General features: G+C 65.9%; 12 protein-coding genes. 10 read left to right on the top strand and 2 right to left on the bottom strand.

Translation table 11 applies throughout. From position 1 onward, the window contains the following. Positions 1-8: 8 nt before the first annotated feature. The 4 genes from AC1Q6E_RS06815 (at position 9) to AC1Q6E_RS06800 (ending at position 3,781) form a co-directional block, all read left to right on the top strand. Positions 9-1,058: a COX15/CtaA family protein gene (locus AC1Q6E_RS06815; RefSeq protein WP_296555296.1), complete on the top strand. Its 1,050-nt coding sequence runs from the start codon at positions 9-11 to the stop codon at positions 1,056-1,058. 15 nt (positions 1,059-1,073) lie between these two features. Then, entirely contained in the window at positions 1,074-1,958 is an 885-nt protein-coding gene (gene cyoE / locus AC1Q6E_RS06810) for a heme o synthase (protein WP_152797935.1), read from the top strand. Between the two features lie 7 nt (positions 1,959-1,965). Next, positions 1,966-2,565 (top strand): SCO family protein, encoded by a 600-nt coding sequence (locus tag AC1Q6E_RS06805; protein WP_152797936.1) that lies wholly within the window; start codon positions 1,966-1,968, stop codon positions 2,563-2,565. 247 nt (positions 2,566-2,812) lie between these two features. After that, positions 2,813-3,781, top strand: a complete 969-nt coding sequence (locus AC1Q6E_RS06800; protein WP_296555311.1) for a tripartite tricarboxylate transporter substrate binding protein — start codon at positions 2,813-2,815, stop codon at positions 3,779-3,781. Between the two features lie 451 nt (positions 3,782-4,232). On the opposite strand, the gene rpoH is transcribed toward AC1Q6E_RS06800, so the two are convergent. Then, positions 4,233-5,147 carry an RNA polymerase sigma factor RpoH gene (rpoH, locus tag AC1Q6E_RS06795; RefSeq protein ID WP_152797916.1) on the bottom strand — a complete coding sequence of 305 codons (915 nt, stop codon included), beginning with the start codon at positions 5,145-5,147 and terminating at the stop codon, positions 4,233-4,235. A gap of 264 nt (positions 5,148-5,411) precedes the next feature. Between rpoH and AC1Q6E_RS06790 the strand changes: the two genes are divergently transcribed. The 3 genes from AC1Q6E_RS06790 to AC1Q6E_RS06780 all read left to right on the top strand — a co-directional run bounded on the left by AC1Q6E_RS06790 (position 5,412) and on the right by AC1Q6E_RS06780 (position 12,667). Beyond that, positions 5,412-6,113, top strand: a complete 702-nt coding sequence (locus tag AC1Q6E_RS06790; protein WP_152797915.1) for a hypothetical protein — start codon at positions 5,412-5,414, stop codon at positions 6,111-6,113. 206 nt (positions 6,114-6,319) lie between these two features. Then, positions 6,320-11,104 carry a glutamate synthase-related protein gene (locus tag AC1Q6E_RS06785; RefSeq protein ID WP_492572443.1) on the top strand — a complete coding sequence of 1,595 codons (4,785 nt, stop codon included), beginning with the start codon at positions 6,320-6,322 and terminating at the stop codon, positions 11,102-11,104. Positions 11,105-11,197: 93 nt separating this feature from the next. Then, entirely contained in the window at positions 11,198-12,667 is a 1,470-nt protein-coding gene (locus AC1Q6E_RS06780; RefSeq protein WP_152797913.1) for a glutamate synthase subunit beta, read from the top strand. Positions 12,668-12,707: 40 nt separating this feature from the next. Here the strand turns inward: AC1Q6E_RS06780 and AC1Q6E_RS06775 are convergent, their stop codons facing one another. Continuing rightward, positions 12,708-13,631, bottom strand: coding sequence for a LysR family transcriptional regulator (locus AC1Q6E_RS06775; RefSeq protein ID WP_296560067.1), 924 nt, complete (start codon positions 13,629-13,631; stop codon positions 12,708-12,710). A 127-nt stretch (positions 13,632-13,758) separates the two neighbouring features. Here AC1Q6E_RS06775 and AC1Q6E_RS06770 point away from each other — a divergent pair, with 127 nt between their 5' ends. The 3 genes from AC1Q6E_RS06770 to AC1Q6E_RS06760 are packed head-to-tail and all read left to right on the top strand — an operon-like array spanning position 13,759 to position 16,385. Further along, positions 13,759-15,021, top strand: a complete 1,263-nt coding sequence (locus AC1Q6E_RS06770; protein ID WP_152797911.1) for a flavin-dependent oxidoreductase — start codon at positions 13,759-13,761, stop codon at positions 15,019-15,021. A 27-nt stretch (positions 15,022-15,048) separates the two neighbouring features. Beyond that, positions 15,049-15,945 (top strand): dihydrodipicolinate synthase family protein, encoded by an 897-nt coding sequence (locus tag AC1Q6E_RS06765; protein ID WP_492572442.1) that lies wholly within the window; start codon positions 15,049-15,051, stop codon positions 15,943-15,945. Between the two features lie 5 nt (positions 15,946-15,950). After that, positions 15,951-16,385: a GlcG/HbpS family heme-binding protein gene (locus AC1Q6E_RS06760; protein ID WP_152797909.1), complete on the top strand. Its 435-nt coding sequence runs from the start codon at positions 15,951-15,953 to the stop codon at positions 16,383-16,385. Positions 16,386-16,408 lie beyond the last annotated feature (23 nt).

Genomic DNA, 16,408 nt, shown 5'->3' with positions numbered 1-16,408 from the left:
AGCGCAGCATGGACACGCAACGCCCCGAGCAGGGGACCTCCCGGACCCGCGCCCGCTACGCCAGGCTGGTGGCGATCACGATGTTCCTGACCTTCGACCTGATCATGTTCGGCGCGTTCGTGCGGCTGACCGATTCGGGTCTGGGCTGCCCCGACTGGCCGGGCTGCTACGGCAATGCCTCGCCCATCGGGGCGCGGCACGACATCCACGCCGCCGCGACGGCCATGCCCGAGGGACCGGTTACACTGTCCAAGGCCTGGATAGAGATGGTCCACCGCTACGCGGGCACCCTGCTGGGCATCCTGATCATCGCCATCGTGTTCATGGCCTGGCGCCACCGCAAGGCGCTGGCGCAGTCGCCCTGGCTGGCCACGGTGATCCTGCCGGCGGTCTGCCTGCAGGGGGCTTTCGGCGCCTGGACCGTCACCCACCAACTGATGCCGGCCGTGGTCACCGCCCACCTGCTGGGCGGGATCAGCCTGCTGGCGTTGCTGACCTGGCTGTCGGCCAGGCAGACCGTGCTGCCGGATATCGTGCCAGAAGCCGGACGTTGGCGGAAATACGTGGCTGTTGGCCTGGTGTTGCTGTATACGCAGCTGGCGCTGGGCGGCTGGGTCAGCACGAACTACGCGGCCTTGGCCTGCATGGATTTTCCGACCTGCCACGGGCAGTGGGTGCCGGATATGGATTTCCACGGCGGCTATTCGATCGTGCGCGGGCTGGGCGAGCTGCCTTCGGGCGAGATCATCTCGCAAAGCGCGCTCACCGCCATCCACTGGACGCACCGCAATTTCGCGTTCGTGGTCTTGATCTACCTGGGCGGCCTGGCGTTCAGGCTGCGCCGCTACGAAGGCCTGCAGGGGCCGTCGCGGGCGCTGCTGGCCATGCTCGTGGTGCAACTGCTGACCGGGCTGACCAGCATTTTCCTGCAATGGCCTATAGTGATCGCGGTGCTGCATAACGGCGGGGCCGCCGTCCTGACCATCCTGTGCGTGACGCTGCTGGTCAGGCTGGCACGGGCCCGCCACGCGCCGGCGAACGGCGCGAGGGCCTACTGAAGTTCGGGAATCCTCATGGAAAGCATTACTGTGTCTACCGTCAGTCTGCGTCTTCGGCAATATTGGGTGTTGACCAAGCCTCGGGTCAGCCAGCTTGCCGTTTTCTGCGCAGTCATCGGCATGTTCCTGGCCACGCCCGCCGTGCCGCCGTGGCGCACGGTCGTCGCGGCGACCGTGGGCATCTGGCTGCTCGCGGCAGCCGCGTTCGCGATCAATTGCCTGATCGAGGAGCAGGTCGACGCGCGCATGGTCCGCACCGCGCACCGGCCCTCCGCCCGGGGCGACATCGGCGCCCTGCAGATCATCGGCATGTCGGGCGTGGTCGGCGGACTGGGGATGCTGGTGCTCTATACCCTGGTCAATCCGCTGACCATGTGGCTGACCTTCGCGACCTTCGTCGGCTACGCCATCATCTATACCGTCATCCTGAAGCCGCGCACGCCGCAGAACATCGTCATCGGCGGCCTTTCCGGCGCGATGCCGCCGGCATTGGGCTGGGCCGCCGTGGCCAACAACGTCCCGGCCGAAGCGTGGCTGCTGGTGCTGATCATCTTCATCTGGACGCCCCCCCATTTCTGGGCCCTGGCGCTGTACCGCACCAAGGATTACGAGAACGCCGGCCTGCCCATGCTGCCCGTCACGCACGGCCAGAAGCTCACGCGGCTGCACATCCTGCTCTACTCCGTGGCGCTGTTCGCCACCACGGTGCTGCCCTATGTCATCCGCATGAGCGGGCTGGTCTACCTGGTCAGCGCCGTGGTCCTGGGCGCGGTGTTCGTGGGCTATGCCTGGAAGCTCTACCGCCACTACAGCGACGAGCTGGCGCGGCGGTTGTTTCGCTATTCGATCCTGTATCTGTCGCTGCTCTTCGCGGCGCTGCTGGTCGACCACTGGATGTGAGGTAGTCATGGCCGAGTTTGGTGTTTCCCGTCGTTTCGTCCTGCGCGCCGGCGCCGCCGCCGTGGCGGCGGCGATGCTGGCGGCTTGCGAAAAGAAGCCGTCGTTCAACAGCACCGACGTCAGTGGGTCGGACCTGGGCACCGATCTGTCGTTGACGGATTTCAACGGCCAGCCGCGCACGCTGCAGGATTTCAAAGGCAAGGTCCTGGTGGTGTTCTTCGGCTTCGTGCAATGCCCCGACGTCTGCCCGACCGCGCTGGCCGAGTTCGTGCAGGTCAAGAACAGCCTGGGCAAGGACGGCGACCGGCTCCAGGTGGCATTCGTGACCGTGGACCCCGAACGCGATACGCCCGAGATCCTGCGCGCCTACGTGACCCAGTTCGACCCCAGCTTCCTGGGGCTGCGCGGCGACGCCGACGCCACCGCCCGCGTGGCCAAGTCCTTCAAGGTGTTCTACGCCAAGGTGCCCGGCAAGGAGCCTGGTTCCTACACCATGGACCACACCGCCGGCGTCTACATCTACGACCCCGAGGGCCACCTGCGCCTGTTCGCCCGCCACACCGCCGGCGCCGACGCCCTGACCAGCGATATCCGCCAGCTGTTGTAGGGTCTTCCGGTTTTTTCTCCAGCGTTCCGGCCCGCCTTGCCCGCGGGCCGTTTCACTTTTGGCAAATGGTCAACGCAGTTGTGACCGGAATGCAGGTTGTTTCGGCCATCCGTTCGGCACACCATGGTGATTGGTGAGGACAAATCCCACGGAACGCATGCACGAAACAGATTCGTGCAACGTTATGGCCGGGATGTATACATCGTGCCGACAAGGCACCCGACATCGCTGAGGAGATCCGGTGGCAATGTTCAAAGCAATTCGCTTCATCGCGCTGGGCCTTGCGGTCCAGGGGCCGGTGTTCGCGGCCGCGGAATCCTATCCGGCGGGGCCGGTGACCATCGTCGTGCCCTATGCCGCCGGCGGCCTGGCCGACAATATCGCACGTCCGATCGCCGATGCCCTGGGGCGTGAGTTGAAGCAACCGTTCATTGTGGAGAACAAGGGTGGGGCGGGAGGGGTGATCGGCATGGGTTCCGTCGCCCGTGCCAAGCCGAACGGCTATACCTTGCTGCTTTCGCTGTCAGGGATCTCGGGCTTGCCCGAGGCAGACCGCTTGCTGGGGCGCAAGCCGGCATTCCAGCTGGACCAGTTCGCACCCATTGCCCGCATCACCGCCGATCCCAACCTGCTGGTGGTCCGCGCGGATGCACCCTGGCGCTCCGTGGCCGAGTTGGTTGCCGCCAGCAAAGCCGATCCGCAGGCCCTGAACTACGGCTCGTCCGGCGTTTACGGCGCGATGCACCTGCCCATGGAAATGTTCAAGGCGGCCAGCGGGGCGCAGATCACGCATGTGCCGTTCTCGGGCGGTAGTCCGGCGCTGGTCTCGCTGATGAGCGGCCAAATCCAGACCGCGGCCGCCGGCGTCGCCAACGCGACCACCTTTCTGAAATCCGGCAAGATGCGCGCGCTCGCGCACTGGGGCAGCGCCCCTCTTGCTTCGTTGCCTGATCTCCCGAGCCTCAAATCGCTGGGCTACGATGCGGAGTTCACGCAATGGTCGGCCTTGTTCGCCCCCGCCGGCGTCCCTGGTGAAGTTACGACGCGCCTGCGCGAAGCCATGAAGAAGATCGTCGCCCAACCCGCCCTTCAGCAAACCTTCGCTTCGCTGGGCAGCCCCATCGACTATATGGACGCCCCCGAATTCGCCCGCTACTGGCAAGCCGACGCTCAACGCGTCCAAGCCGCCGTCCGCCGCATAGGGAAGGTGGACTGATGGTACTAGTCCCGGGAAACTGCGGATCTGGCTTTGCCGGTCCGCCGGTTTCTCCCCCTTGAGGGGGCCTGCGTAAGCGGGGGGGCTTCCTCCCAAAAAAAAACGGGACACCGAAGTGTCCCGTGAATATCCGCCTCAAGTGGGGGGGAGGGAGGAGAAAAGCAGAGGCGGATGTATCGGCTGGTACCGGCAAACTGCGCCGGAAGAAATGTCGTGCGGGGGGAAGCCCGACATTCCGACACGAGGGCGTTGCACCCAAAGCGTGTCCCACCTGACGGTTAGTCAAGGCCCAGGCGGGGAAGTTCACCCGCTACCCGTATTTCCACGTAAATTTCCGCCAAATCTGTAACGATGTATGACCCTTGCGGGAGCGCCGCAAAAAAGGCGGATCCGGTCGTTCCGGAATCCGCCTTGGGGGCCCGCGCCGATGGCGCGGCAGTGCCTGCGAGGTTCAGGCGTACTCGGCCAGCGCGCCTCGCATCTTGGTCATGGCGCGTGCCTCGATCTGACGGATGCGCTCGGCGGACACGCCGAATTCGTCCGCGAGTTCCTGCAGGGTGGCGCCGCCTTCGTCCTTCAGCCAGCGCGCCTCGATGATGCGGCGCGACCGGTCGTCCAGGCTCTCCAGGGCCTGCTGCAGTCCGCTGCCGTGCAACTCGTCGCGGCGGCGTTCCTCCAGGATGGTGCTGGGTTCCTGCTGGCCTTCGTCAGACAGGTAGGCGATGGGGGCGAATTCGTTCTCGCCATCATCGCCGCCACGGCCTTCCAGGGCCATGTCCTGCCCATACAGGCGCACCTCCATCTCGGTCACGTCCTGCGGCCGCACGTTCAGGCTGGCGGCGATTTCCTCGACCTGATCCGGCGTGAGCGCGTGCGAGTCCGGTTTCAGGCTGCGCAGGTTGAAGAACAGCTTGCGCTGGGCCTTGGTGGTCGCCACCTTGACCAGGCGCCAGTTCTTCAGGATGTATTCGTGGATCTCGGCCTTGACCCAGTGGATGGCGAAGGACACCAGGCGCACGCCGCGATTGGGGTCGAAGCGCTTGACGGCCTTCATCAGGCCGACGTTGCCTTCCTGGATCAGGTCGGCGTGCGGCAGCCCATAGCCCAGGTACTGCCGGGCTATGGCGACCACCAGCCGCAGGTGCGACAGCACCAGCTCGCGGGCGGCGTTGAGGTCCTGCTTGTCCTGGTAGCGCTGGGCCAGGTCGTGTTCCTGCTCGGCCGTCAGCACCGGCAGGCGGTTGACGGCGCCGATATAGGCTTCGATCGTACCAAGGGCGCCAGGGTTGGCGATGGCCAGGGCCAGCGCGCCGGGGCCGCTTGTGGCGGATGCGAGGGCGTTGGACTGATTCGACGAACGTTTCATAAACGGCTTACCTCCATGTCTGAAGGTTAGCACTCTCGAACAAAGAGTGCTAATGGGTGTTTTTGATGGGTGCGATAAAGCGAATCGATCGCTGTGCGGTGCAGCACGGCAAGCGAACCCGGCCAGATCGGAATCCGGGACCCGATCGAAGGCCGGCAGCGGGCAGGCAATCGGGGCTTCATACTGCATAGACCATGAAATCGGCGTATCGTTCGCGGAAACCTGCATTTTCCGACCTGAGATATTGATGCGTCCCCGGTAATCATGGCCCGCCTTCCCCGTCTGTATGCCCCGGATCTTCCCCATCTCGCCCAGGCCCGCTTCACGGTTCCCCTGTCGGCGGGAGGCGACGGCGCCGCCATGCTGGACCAGGTCGCCGCCTGGCTGGAGGCCGACGCCAGGCAGCACGGCGTGGCCGTTCATGGGTGGGCGCTTACTTTTGACCAGCTGTTGCTACTGGCTACTCCCGCTGGCCCGGGGGGGATCTCGGCCGTGATCCAGTCCCTGGGGCGCCGCCTGGCTGCCCGGCTGCATATAGGAAGAGTCTTCGCCGGCCGGTTCCGCTCCACGCTGGTCGAGCCGGGCGCCTGGGTGCTGCCCGCTCTGATCTGGCTCGAAACCGTTCCGCTGCGCCAGGGGCTGGCGGGCGACGTGGAGTTGTGGCGTTGGTCCTCGGCCCCGGCGCATATGGGTGCCGCGTCCGCCGGCATGCTGCATGACCACGCCGATTATTGGGCCTGTGGCAATACGCCGTTCGATCGCCAGGCCAATTACCGCGCCAGGATGGCGGAAAGCGTTGCGCCTTCGACGGCGCAGCGTATCGAGCAGGCGCTGTATGGCCAATGGGCCTTAGGCGGTCCCGCGTTCGTGCAGGCGCTGGAGGGCACCAGCAGCCGGCGGGCCGCCGCCAGCAAGCGGGGGAGGCCTCGCAAGCACCCTCGGACTGAGGAAGAAAATGCACGGTAGTGGTGCGACCCTAATTTAATTCCCCGGATTTGTGGCCTGGATAATAATTAGGGACGCTCCCCTTTTTATTTTTCTTGCGACCCCTGGTGCGCCGCAGTATTGTCGATTCCCCCGGCGCGGCATCCGTGCGCGCGCCAAGTTCGGCATCCCGATGTCCAGTACCCCGGATTCGTGTCCGGTACATGAATCCACCAGCGGAGCGCACCATGCCCCTATCCAGCCAGGACCACCTGTCGGCCCCGTCGTCCCCGGCCGCCGTCATCGACGCTTCCCGCATCGGCCTTCCCGCGCCGCGCCAGCCGGACGCACAGGGCCTGTACGATCCGTCCAACGAGCACGACGCCTGTGGCGTGGGTTTCGTGGCCCACATCAAGGGCCAGAAGAGCCATTCCATCATCCAGCAGGGCCTGAAGATCCTCGAGAACATCGACCATCGCGGCGCGGTCGGGGCGGATGCGCTCATGGGCGACGGCGCGGGCATCCTGATCCAGATCCCGGATGCGCTGTATCGCGAGGAAATGGCTGCCCAGGGCGTGACCCTGCCCGCTCCCGGGGAATACGGCGTGGCGATGGTGTTCCTGCCCCAGGAAATGGGGTCGCGCCTGGCCTGTGAAGCCGAACTCGAGCGCGCCGTGCGCGCCGAGGGCCAGGTGGTGCTGGGTTGGCGCGACGTGCCCATCGACAAGGAAATGCCGATGTCGCCCAACGTGAAGGTCATGGAGCCGGTCATCCGGCAGCTCTTCATCGGCCGCGGTGGCGACGTCATGGTGCCCGATGCGCTCGAGCGCAAGCTGTACGTGATCCGCAAGATGGCCTCGCACGCCATCCAGAAGATGCACCTGAAGCACGGCAAGGAGTATTTCGTGCCGTCCATCTCCAGCCGCACCGTGGTCTACAAGGGCCTGCTGCTGGCCGACCAGGTCGGCCGCTACTACCGCGACCTTGCCGATTCGCGCGCGGTCACGGCGCTGGCCCTGGTGCACCAGCGCTTCTCCACCAATACCTTCCCGGCCTGGCCGCTGGCCCACCCCTACCGCCTGATCGCCCACAACGGCGAGATCAACACGGTCAAGGGCAACTTCAACTGGCTGCGCGCCCGCGAAGGCGTGATGCAGTCCCCGGTGCTGGGCGACGACCTGAAGAAGCTCTATCCCATCGTGTACGAAGGCCAGTCCGACACCGCCACGTTCGACAACTGCCTCGAACTGCTGGTCATGTCCGGCTATTCCATCTCGCACGCGATGATGATGATGATTCCCGAGGCCTGGGAACAGCACGCCGAGATGGACGAGGCGCGCCGCGCCTTCTACGAATACCACGCCGCGATGATGGAGCCCTGGGACGGTCCGGCCGCCATCGCGTTCACCGACGGCCGCCAGATCGGCGCGACGCTGGACCGCAACGGCCTGCGTCCGGCGCGCTACATCGTCACCGACGACGACCTGGTCATCATGGCGTCCGAGTCGGGCGTGCTGCCGGTCCCGCAAAGCAAGATCGTCAAGAAGTGGCGCCTGCAGCCGGGCAAGATGTTCCTGATCGACCTGGAGCTGGGCCGGATCATCGACGACAAGGAACTGAAGGACCAGCTCGCCAACAGCAAGCCCTACCGCCAGTGGATCGAGCGCATCCGCATCAAGCTCGACACGCTGCCCGAGCCGGTCCGCGAGGAAATCGAGGAAGGCCGCTCGTCGGTGCCCATGCTCGACCGGCAGCAGGCCTTCGGCTGGACGCAGGAAGACTACAAGTTCATCCTGCGCCCCATGGCCGCGCTGGGCGAGGAAACCACGGGCTCGATGGGCAACGACGCGCCGCTGGCCGTGCTGTCCGGCAAGAACAAGAGCCTCTACAACTACTTCCGGCAACTGTTCGCGCAGGTCACCAACCCGCCCATCGACCCCATCCGCGAAAACCTGGTGATGTCGCTGGTGTCGTTCATCGGGCCCAAGCCCAATGTGCTCGACATCAACAACGTGAACCCGCCGCTGCGCCTGGAAGTGGCGCAGCCGGTGCTGGACTTCGCGGACATGGCGCAGATCCGCCATATCGAGCGCGTCACGAACGGCAAGTTCAAGAGCTTCGAGCTGGACATCACCTACCCGGCCGGCTGGGGCAAGGAAGGCATCCAGGCCCGGGTGGCGGCGCTGTGCGCCCAGGCCGTGGATGCCGTCAAGAGCGGCTACAACATCCTGATCGTGTCCGACCGCCTGGTCGACAGCGGCCGCGTGCCCATTCCCGCGCTGCTGGCCACCTCGGCCGTGCACCAGCACCTGATCCGCGCCGGCCTGCGCACCAGCACCGGCCTGGTGGTGGAAACCGGCTCGGCCCGCGAGGTGCATCATTTCGCGCTGCTGGGCGGCTACGGCGCCGAGGCCGTGCACCCCTACCTGGCGATGGAGGCGCTGGCCCACGAGCACGGGCACGATGCCAAGGTGCCGGTGGACAAGGCCATCTACAACTACGTCAAGGCCATCGGCAAGGGCATGCAGAAGGTCATGTCCAAGATGGGCATCTCGACCTACATGTCGTACACCGGCGCCCAGATTTTCGAAGCCGTGGGGTTGAACCGTCCGCTGATCGAGCAGTATTTTCCGGGCACCGCCAGCAATATCGAGGGTATTGGCATCTTCGAGGTGGCGGACGAGTCCCTGCGCATGCACCAGGCGGCCTTCGGCAACGATCCGCTGTTGGAGGGCGCGCTGGACGAGGGCGGCGAGTACGCTTTCCGCATCCGCGGCGAAGAACATATGTGGACGCCCGACGCCATCGCCAAGCTGCAGCATTCCACCCGCGCGGACAACTACCGCACGTACAAGGAATACGCGCAGATCATCAACGACCAGAGCAAGCGCCACATGACGCTGCGCGGGCTGTTCGAGTTCAAGTTCGACCCGGCCCACGCCATTGCGCTCGCCGAAGTCGAGCCGGCCAAGGACATCGTCAAGCGCTTCGCCACCGGCGCGATGTCGCTGGGTTCGATCTCGACCGAGGCTCATTCGGTGCTGGCGATCGCGATGAACCGCATCGGCGGCAAGTCCAATACCGGCGAGGGCGGCGAGGACGAGCTGCGCTATCGCACCGAACTGCAACACGGCAAGGCCGGCATCAAGGACGGCGATACCCTGGCTTCGGTGCTGGGCGCCGACCGGGTGGCGGCCGACGTGCCGCTGAAGGCGGGCGATTCGCTGCGTTCGCGCATCAAGCAGGTGGCCTCGGGCCGTTTCGGCGTGTCGGCCGAATACCTGGCCAGCGCTGACCAGATCCAGATCAAGATGGCGCAGGGCGCCAAGCCGGGCGAAGGCGGCCAGTTGCCCGGCCACAAGGTGTCCGACTATATCGCCAAGCTGCGCTTCTCGGTGCCGGGCGTGGGCCTGATCTCGCCTCCGCCGCACCACGACATCTATTCCATCGAGGACCTGGCCCAGCTCATCCATGACCTGAAGAACGCCAATCCCCAGGCGTCGATCTCGGTCAAGCTGGTGTCCGAAGTGGGCGTCGGCACGGTGGCCGCGGGCGTGGCCAAGGCCAAGTCCGACCACGTGGTGATCGCCGGCCACGACGGCGGCACCGGCGCTTCGCCCGTGTCGTCGATCAAGCATGCCGGCACGCCGTGGGAACTGGGCCTGGCCGAGACGCAGCAGACCCTGGTGCTGAACCACCTGCGGGGCCGCATCCGCGTGCAGGCCGATGGCCAGATGAAGACCGGCCGCGACGTCGTGATCGGCGCGCTGCTGGGTGCCGATGAATTCGGCTTCGCCACGGCGCCGCTGGTGGTCGAGGGCTGCATCATGATGCGCAAGTGCCACCTGAACACCTGCCCGGTGGGCGTGGCCACACAGGATCCGGTCCTGCGCGCCAAGTTCCAGGGCAAGCCCGAGCATGTCGTCAACTTCTTCTTCTTCATCGCCGAGGAAGTGCGCGAAATCATGGCCCAGCTGGGCATCCGCAAGTTCGACGAGTTGATCGGCCGCTCCGACCTGCTCGACATGCGCGCCGGCATCGAGCACTGGAAGGCGCGCGGCCTGGACTTCAGCAGGGTGTTCCACCAGCCCCGCGTGGCCGCCGGGGTCGCCCGCCTGCACGTGGACGAGCAGGACCATGGCCTGGCCAAGGCGCTGGACCACCAGTTGATCGAGCGCGCGCGCCCCGCCATCGAGCGGGGCGAGAAGGTCTCGTTCATCACCACCGTGCGCAACGTGAACCGCACCATCGGCGCCATGCTGTCCGGCATGGTGGCGCGCAAGTATGGCTACGAGGGCCTGCCCGACGACACCATCCATATCCAGTGCAACGGCACCGCCGGCCAGAGCTTCGGCGCCTTCCTGGCGCACGGCGTGACGCTGGACCTGGTGGGCGACGGCAACGACTATGTCGGCAAGGGCCTGTCGGGCGGCCGCATCATCGTTCGCTCGCCCAATGACTTCCGCGGCCACGGCCCCGAGCACATCATCGTCGGCAACACCGTGCTGTACGGCGCGTTGTCGGGCGAGGCCTATTTCAACGGCGTGGCGGGCGAACGCTTCGCGGTGCGCAACTCGGGCGCCGCGGCAGTGGTGGAAGGCGTGGGCGACCATGGCTGCGAATACATGACCGGCGGCACCGTGGTCGTGCTGGGCGAGACCGGCCGCAACTTCGCCGCCGGCATGTCGGGCGGCGTGGCCTACGTCTACGATCCGGACGGCGTTTTCCGGCTGCGCGCCAACCTGGCCATGGTCGAGCTGGAAGAAGTCGTTCCCGCGGCGGTCCAGGAGAAGGAAGGGTCGGAACGCCTGTGGCACAGCATGGTCCGCGGCGGCGAGCGGGATACCGACGAAGCCATCCTGCGCGGCCTGGTCGAGAACCACTTCCGCTACACCGGCAGCTTCCGCGCCCGCGACATCATGGATGCCTGGGAGACCGCCCGGACCAGGTTCGTCAAGGTCATGCCGACGGAGTACCGGCGCGCGCTGGGCGAAATGTGGGATGCCCGGAATCCGCAAAAGTTGGCCGCCTAGGCACGCCCGACCGCCGGAAGGCGGCGCGAACCGTAACGAAGAATCGGGGCCGGCGCATGCGCCGGCCCCACACAGGATAGTCAGGAAAGAGCCATGGGTAAGGTCACCGGATTTCTGGAATACCAGCGACTGCAGGAAGCGGCGGAAGCGCCCGAGCAGCGCGTCAAGCACTGGAAGGAATTCGTCCTTCACTTGAACACCGAGCAGGCCCGGCAGCAGGGGGCCCGGTGCATGGATTGCGGCATCCCGTTCTGCACGAACGGCTGTCCGGTCAACAACATCATTCCCGACTGGAATGACCTGGTGTATCGCCAGAACTGGAAGCAGGCGCTGGCGGTGCTGCATTCCACCAACAATTTTCCCGAGTTCACCGGGCGCATCTGTCCGGCGCCCTGCGAAGCGGCATGTACGCTCAATATCAATAGCGATGCCGTCGGCATCAAATCGATCGAGCATGCGATCATCGATCACGGCTGGGAGCATGGCTGGGTCGTTCCGGTGTCTCCCAAGGCCAGGACGGGCAAGAAAGTGGCGGTGGTCGGGTCCGGGCCCGCGGGGCTGGCCTGCGCGCAGCAACTGGCGCGCGCCGGGCACGAGGTGACGGTGTTCGAGAAAAGCGACCGCATCGGCGGGCTGCTGCGTTATGGCATTCCCGACTTCAAGCTTGAAAAGTGGCAGATCGACCGCCGTATGGCGCAGATGGAGCAGGAAGGCGTCGTGTTTCGTCCCTCGACCTTCGTGGGCCGGGTCGAGGACGCCAAGACGCTGGGGATTTCCGCCACGGTGAAGGCCCCGGAGGAACTCCAGGCCGAGTTCGACGCCATTGTCGTGTCGGGCGGCGCGGAGACCCCGCGCGACCTGCCTGTGCCGGGTCGCGAGTTCCAGGGCGTGCATTTCGCGATGGATTTCCTGCGCCAGCAGAACAAGGTGGTGGCGGGCGACAAGCTCAAGGACCAGATCCTGGCCACGGGCAAGCATGTCATCGTGATCGGCGGCGGCGACACCGGGTCGGATTGCGTGGGTACGAGCAACCGCCATGGCGCGGCCTCCGTCACGCAGTTCGAGGTCATGCCGCAGCCGCCGGTTTCCGAGAACAAGGACCTGACCTGGCCGTATTGGCCGCTGAAGCTGCGGACGTCCTCGTCCCACGAGGAAGGCGTGGACCGCGACTGGGCGGTGTCGACCAAGACTTTCCAGGGCAAGAACGGCAAGTTGACCTCGCTCGTGGCCTGCCGCGTCGAGTGGGTCCGCGGCGACAACGGCCAGATGAAGATGGCCGAGGTCGAGGGCTCCGAATTCGAGCTGCCCGCCGATCTGGTGCTGTTCGCCATGGGCTTCGTGTCGCCGGTGCAGCAGGTGCTGGACGCCTTCGGCGTCGAGCGCGATGCCCGGGGCAATGCGCGGGCCAATACCGACGATTACCGCACCAACGTCGACAAGGTCTTCGCGGCCGGCGACATGCGGCGTGGCCAGTCGCTGGTGGTGTGGGCCATCCGGGAAGGCCGCCAGTGCGCGGCCTCGGTCGACGCGTTCCTGATGGGGGCGACCGAGCTGCCCCGCTAGGCGAGGGGAGGGCCGGCAGGCCCTCTCGTCCGGCGCGGCGTCAGTGCGCCGGATCCTCGGCCGTATCGGCCCGCGCAAGTTGCAGCGACATGGCCAGGAAGCGGCGGATGCCTTCCGCGTCCACGTTGCGGCGGTGCGCCAGCTCCAGCGGCACGGTGAACGCCGTGGGCGGATCCAGCGGCCGGTAGACCACGCAGTCGGGCTGGATCGAGCGCATGGACTGCGGCACGATCGAGATGCCCAGTCCCGCCGCGACCAGGTGGATGGCCGCGATCAGCCGCGGCACTTCTTCCACGGCGCGAGGCACGAAGCCATTGCGCTGACACACCTCCATCAGCATGTCCTTGATGCCCCATCCGTTGAGCGGATGGAACAGGATGAAGTCCTCGTCCTTCAGCGCGGCCAGCGCGATGCCTTGCCGCGGCTCTTGTGCCATCCGGTGGTTCGATGGCACGGCGACCACCATGTTCTCGCGTACCAGCGTCACGCTTTCCAGGCTCGAGTTGGCGGGCAGTGGCGAGCGCACGAAGGCGATGTCCAGCCGTTCCTGTTCGACGGCGTGCAGCAGGTCGTGCGTCGTGCCTTCGCCTATTTCCAGGAACATCAGCGGATAGCTGGTGCGGAAGGCCCGCACGATGCGCGGCGTCAGATGGTGTAGTGACGCCGAACTGGTGAAGCCGACGCGGATCCTGCCTTCCTCGCCCAGGTCGAAGCGCCGCACGCGCTGGACGGCTGCGTTCACGTCGGCGAGGACCTTCCGCGCATCGCTCAGGAACAGCTTGCCGGCCGCGTTGAGCCGGATGCTGCGCGGCCGGCGATCGAACAACTGCACGCCCAGTTCCTGCTCCAGCGCCTGGATCTGCTGGCTTAGCGGCGGTTGTTGGATCGCCAGCCGCGATGCGGCACGGGTCATGTGTTCTTCCTCGGCGACCGCCACGAAATAGCGCAGGTGTCTCAACTCCAACTTGTCGCTCCGCATCCGCGAAAATCATATTTTATACATATCAATAGGCGACGAAATATGTATTTTTCTGGTTTTTGGATATCAATTAGTCTGGCAGCGCGATACAGACAGACTGATTCGAGGAGCCATGAACAAAGAAACCGAAGTGATCATCATCGGAGCCGGTACCGGGGGGTTGGTGCTGGCGCTGAGCCTGCACCAGATCGGCGTCGCGTGCCGGGTGTACGAAGCGGTGTCCGACATCCAGGCCATCGGCGCGGGCATCAACCTGCTGCCGCACGCCGTGCGCGAGCTGGACGAACTGGACCTGGTGCCGGAGCTGGACCGCGTGGGCATCCGCACCAAGGACGCCTCCTACTACAACCACCACGGCCAGTTCATCTATCGGGAACTGGCGGGCGAAGCCGCCGGCTATGACTGGCCGCAGTTCTCCATCCACCGCGGCGATGTCCAGCAGGTGCTGTTGAAGGCCGTGCGCGACCGGCTGGGCCAGGATGCCGTCGTCACCGGCCATCGCTGCGTGGGCGTCGAGCAGGACGGCGACGGCGCGACCGCCTACTTCACCGGGCCGCAGGGCCAGGATCTTGCGCCCGCCCGAGCCAGGATCGTGGTCGGCTGCGACGGCATCAAGTCGGCCGTCCGCCGGCAATTCCTGCCCGACGAAGGGGAGCCGGTGTATGCGGGCATCACCATCTGGCGAGGCGTGACGCCGTTCAAGCCATTCCTGAGCGGCGCGGACACCATACGCGCGGGCTGGATGAGCGTTGGCAAGCTGATGGTCTATCCGATACGCGAGCAGGTCGATGCCGACGGCAACCAATTGCTGAACTTCGTCGCGTCGCTGGAGCGTCCCAAGCCGGAGCGCTACGACTGGAATCGCTTCGCCAGGCACGAAGACTTCGTCGATGCCTACATGAGCTGGACGTTCGACTGGCTGGACGTGCCGGCGTTGCTGCTGAAAGCCGAGCCGATCCTGATGTTCCCGATGGTGGACCGCGACCCGGTTTCGACCTGGACCTTCGGCCGCGTCACCCTGCTGGGGGACGCCGCGCATCCCATGTACCCGCGGGGCTCGAACGGCGCGGGCCAGGCCATCCTCGACGCCCGCTACATGGCGGGTTGCTTCAAGCGCAAGGGCGTGACGGTCGAGGCGCTGCGCGAATACGACGAGGTCAGGGTGGCGGCCACGGCCAAGGTGGTCAGGATGAACCGCGCCGCGCCGCCCGACACCATCCTGCGGGTGGTGTACGAGCGCACGCAGGGCAAGCCCTTCAACAAGATCGACGACGTGATATCGCAGGCCGAGCTCAAGGAAATTTCCGAGCAGTACAAGCGCGCCGCCGGATTCGACATCGAATTCCTGCGCACGCGGCCGTCCTATGTCCTGTGATGCCGGTCCATCCTCAAGGAGACTGAATTGAAACGACCCGGACTGATCATCCCGCCGCTCACTCCCTTTGGCGCCGACCTGAAGGTCGACCGCGAAGCGCTCAGGCGTGGCGTGGATTACGTGGTGCAAGACTGCGGCGCGGCCATGGTGGTCGCCGCCGGCGTCGAGGCGCAGGAGTATCACTATCTGACGATGGAGGAGCGGCTCGACCTGATCCGGATGACCGTCGATTTCGTCGATGGCCGTTGCCCCGTGGCCGTGGGGGTCTCGCATCCGTCGTATCGCGTGGCGGTCGAGCTGGCCCACTTCGCGGAAGAGCTTGGCGCGCAGGCGGTGCAATTGCTGGCGCCGCTCAGGCCGTTCGGCGGGGAGCCCACCCAGGCCGAGCTGATCGCCTACTTCGAGTCGGTCGCGCGTGAAACGCACCTGCCGATCGTGCTGTACCTGAACCCGGGGCCGGGCGCCGATCCCTCGCCGGCCACCACGCTGGAGCTGGCCAGGCTCGATGGCGTGAAGTACGTCAAGGAAAGTTCGCGCAACCTGCTGCGCGTCGCGCAATTGATCCAGCAGATCGATGTGGCCGGCCACGCCGAGTACTACACCACCATGCAGATGCTGCTGATCACGCTGCAATTGGGCGGCTCGGGCGTCACGCTGCCGCCGCCGGCCGCGCGGCTGGCTCGCCTGGTGGTCGAGGCGTTCGTGGCCGGCGACATGCAAGAGGCCGCCAGGCTGCAGGCGCAGTTCTCGCTGTTTCCGGCCCAATGGATGGGGTATGGCCTGGCGCCGGTGATGAAGGCCGCGATGCGCGTCCTGGGTATCGATGCCGGCGACCCTTATCCGCCGTATCGCGCCATCGGGGGCGAAGCACTGGCCGACCTGGAGCGCTACCTGCGCACCACCGACCTGGCCAAGGGGAGGTAGGCGCCATGTTGACCAGCAAGCGGCTTTCCATCGAAGAGGCCGAGGTCCTGATGCGCGGCGCGGCGGACGAGGCGGGGCGCATGGGTATTCCGATGTGCATCGCCGTGGCCGACGACAGCGGCCAGTTGATCCGCTTCGACCGCATGGACGGCGGCAAGATCAGCAGCATCTCGATCGCGATCGACAAGGCGTTCACCGGCGCCGCGGCGCGCAAGGGGACCCACGTCTACAACCAGCTCTGCGTGCCGGGCGAGCCGACCTTCGGCATCCACGTCACCAATGGCGGCCATTTCTGCGTCATCGGCGGCGGCCTGCCGGTCACGGTGGATGGGCAGGTCGTGGGGGGCATCGGCATCAGTTCGGGTACCGCCATCGAGGACCAGGCCTGCGCCGAGGCCGCGCTGAGTCATTTCCGCGAGCAGACCGGCTACCGGCCGTAGGGGCGCCGGCAACAAGACAGAGG

The sequence above is a fragment of the Pigmentiphaga sp. MLSB6-MA01 genome (assembly GCF_058793475.1).
The sequence above is the reverse complement of the archived record's forward strand: the minus strand, read 5'-3'. Positions and strand labels throughout refer to the sequence as shown.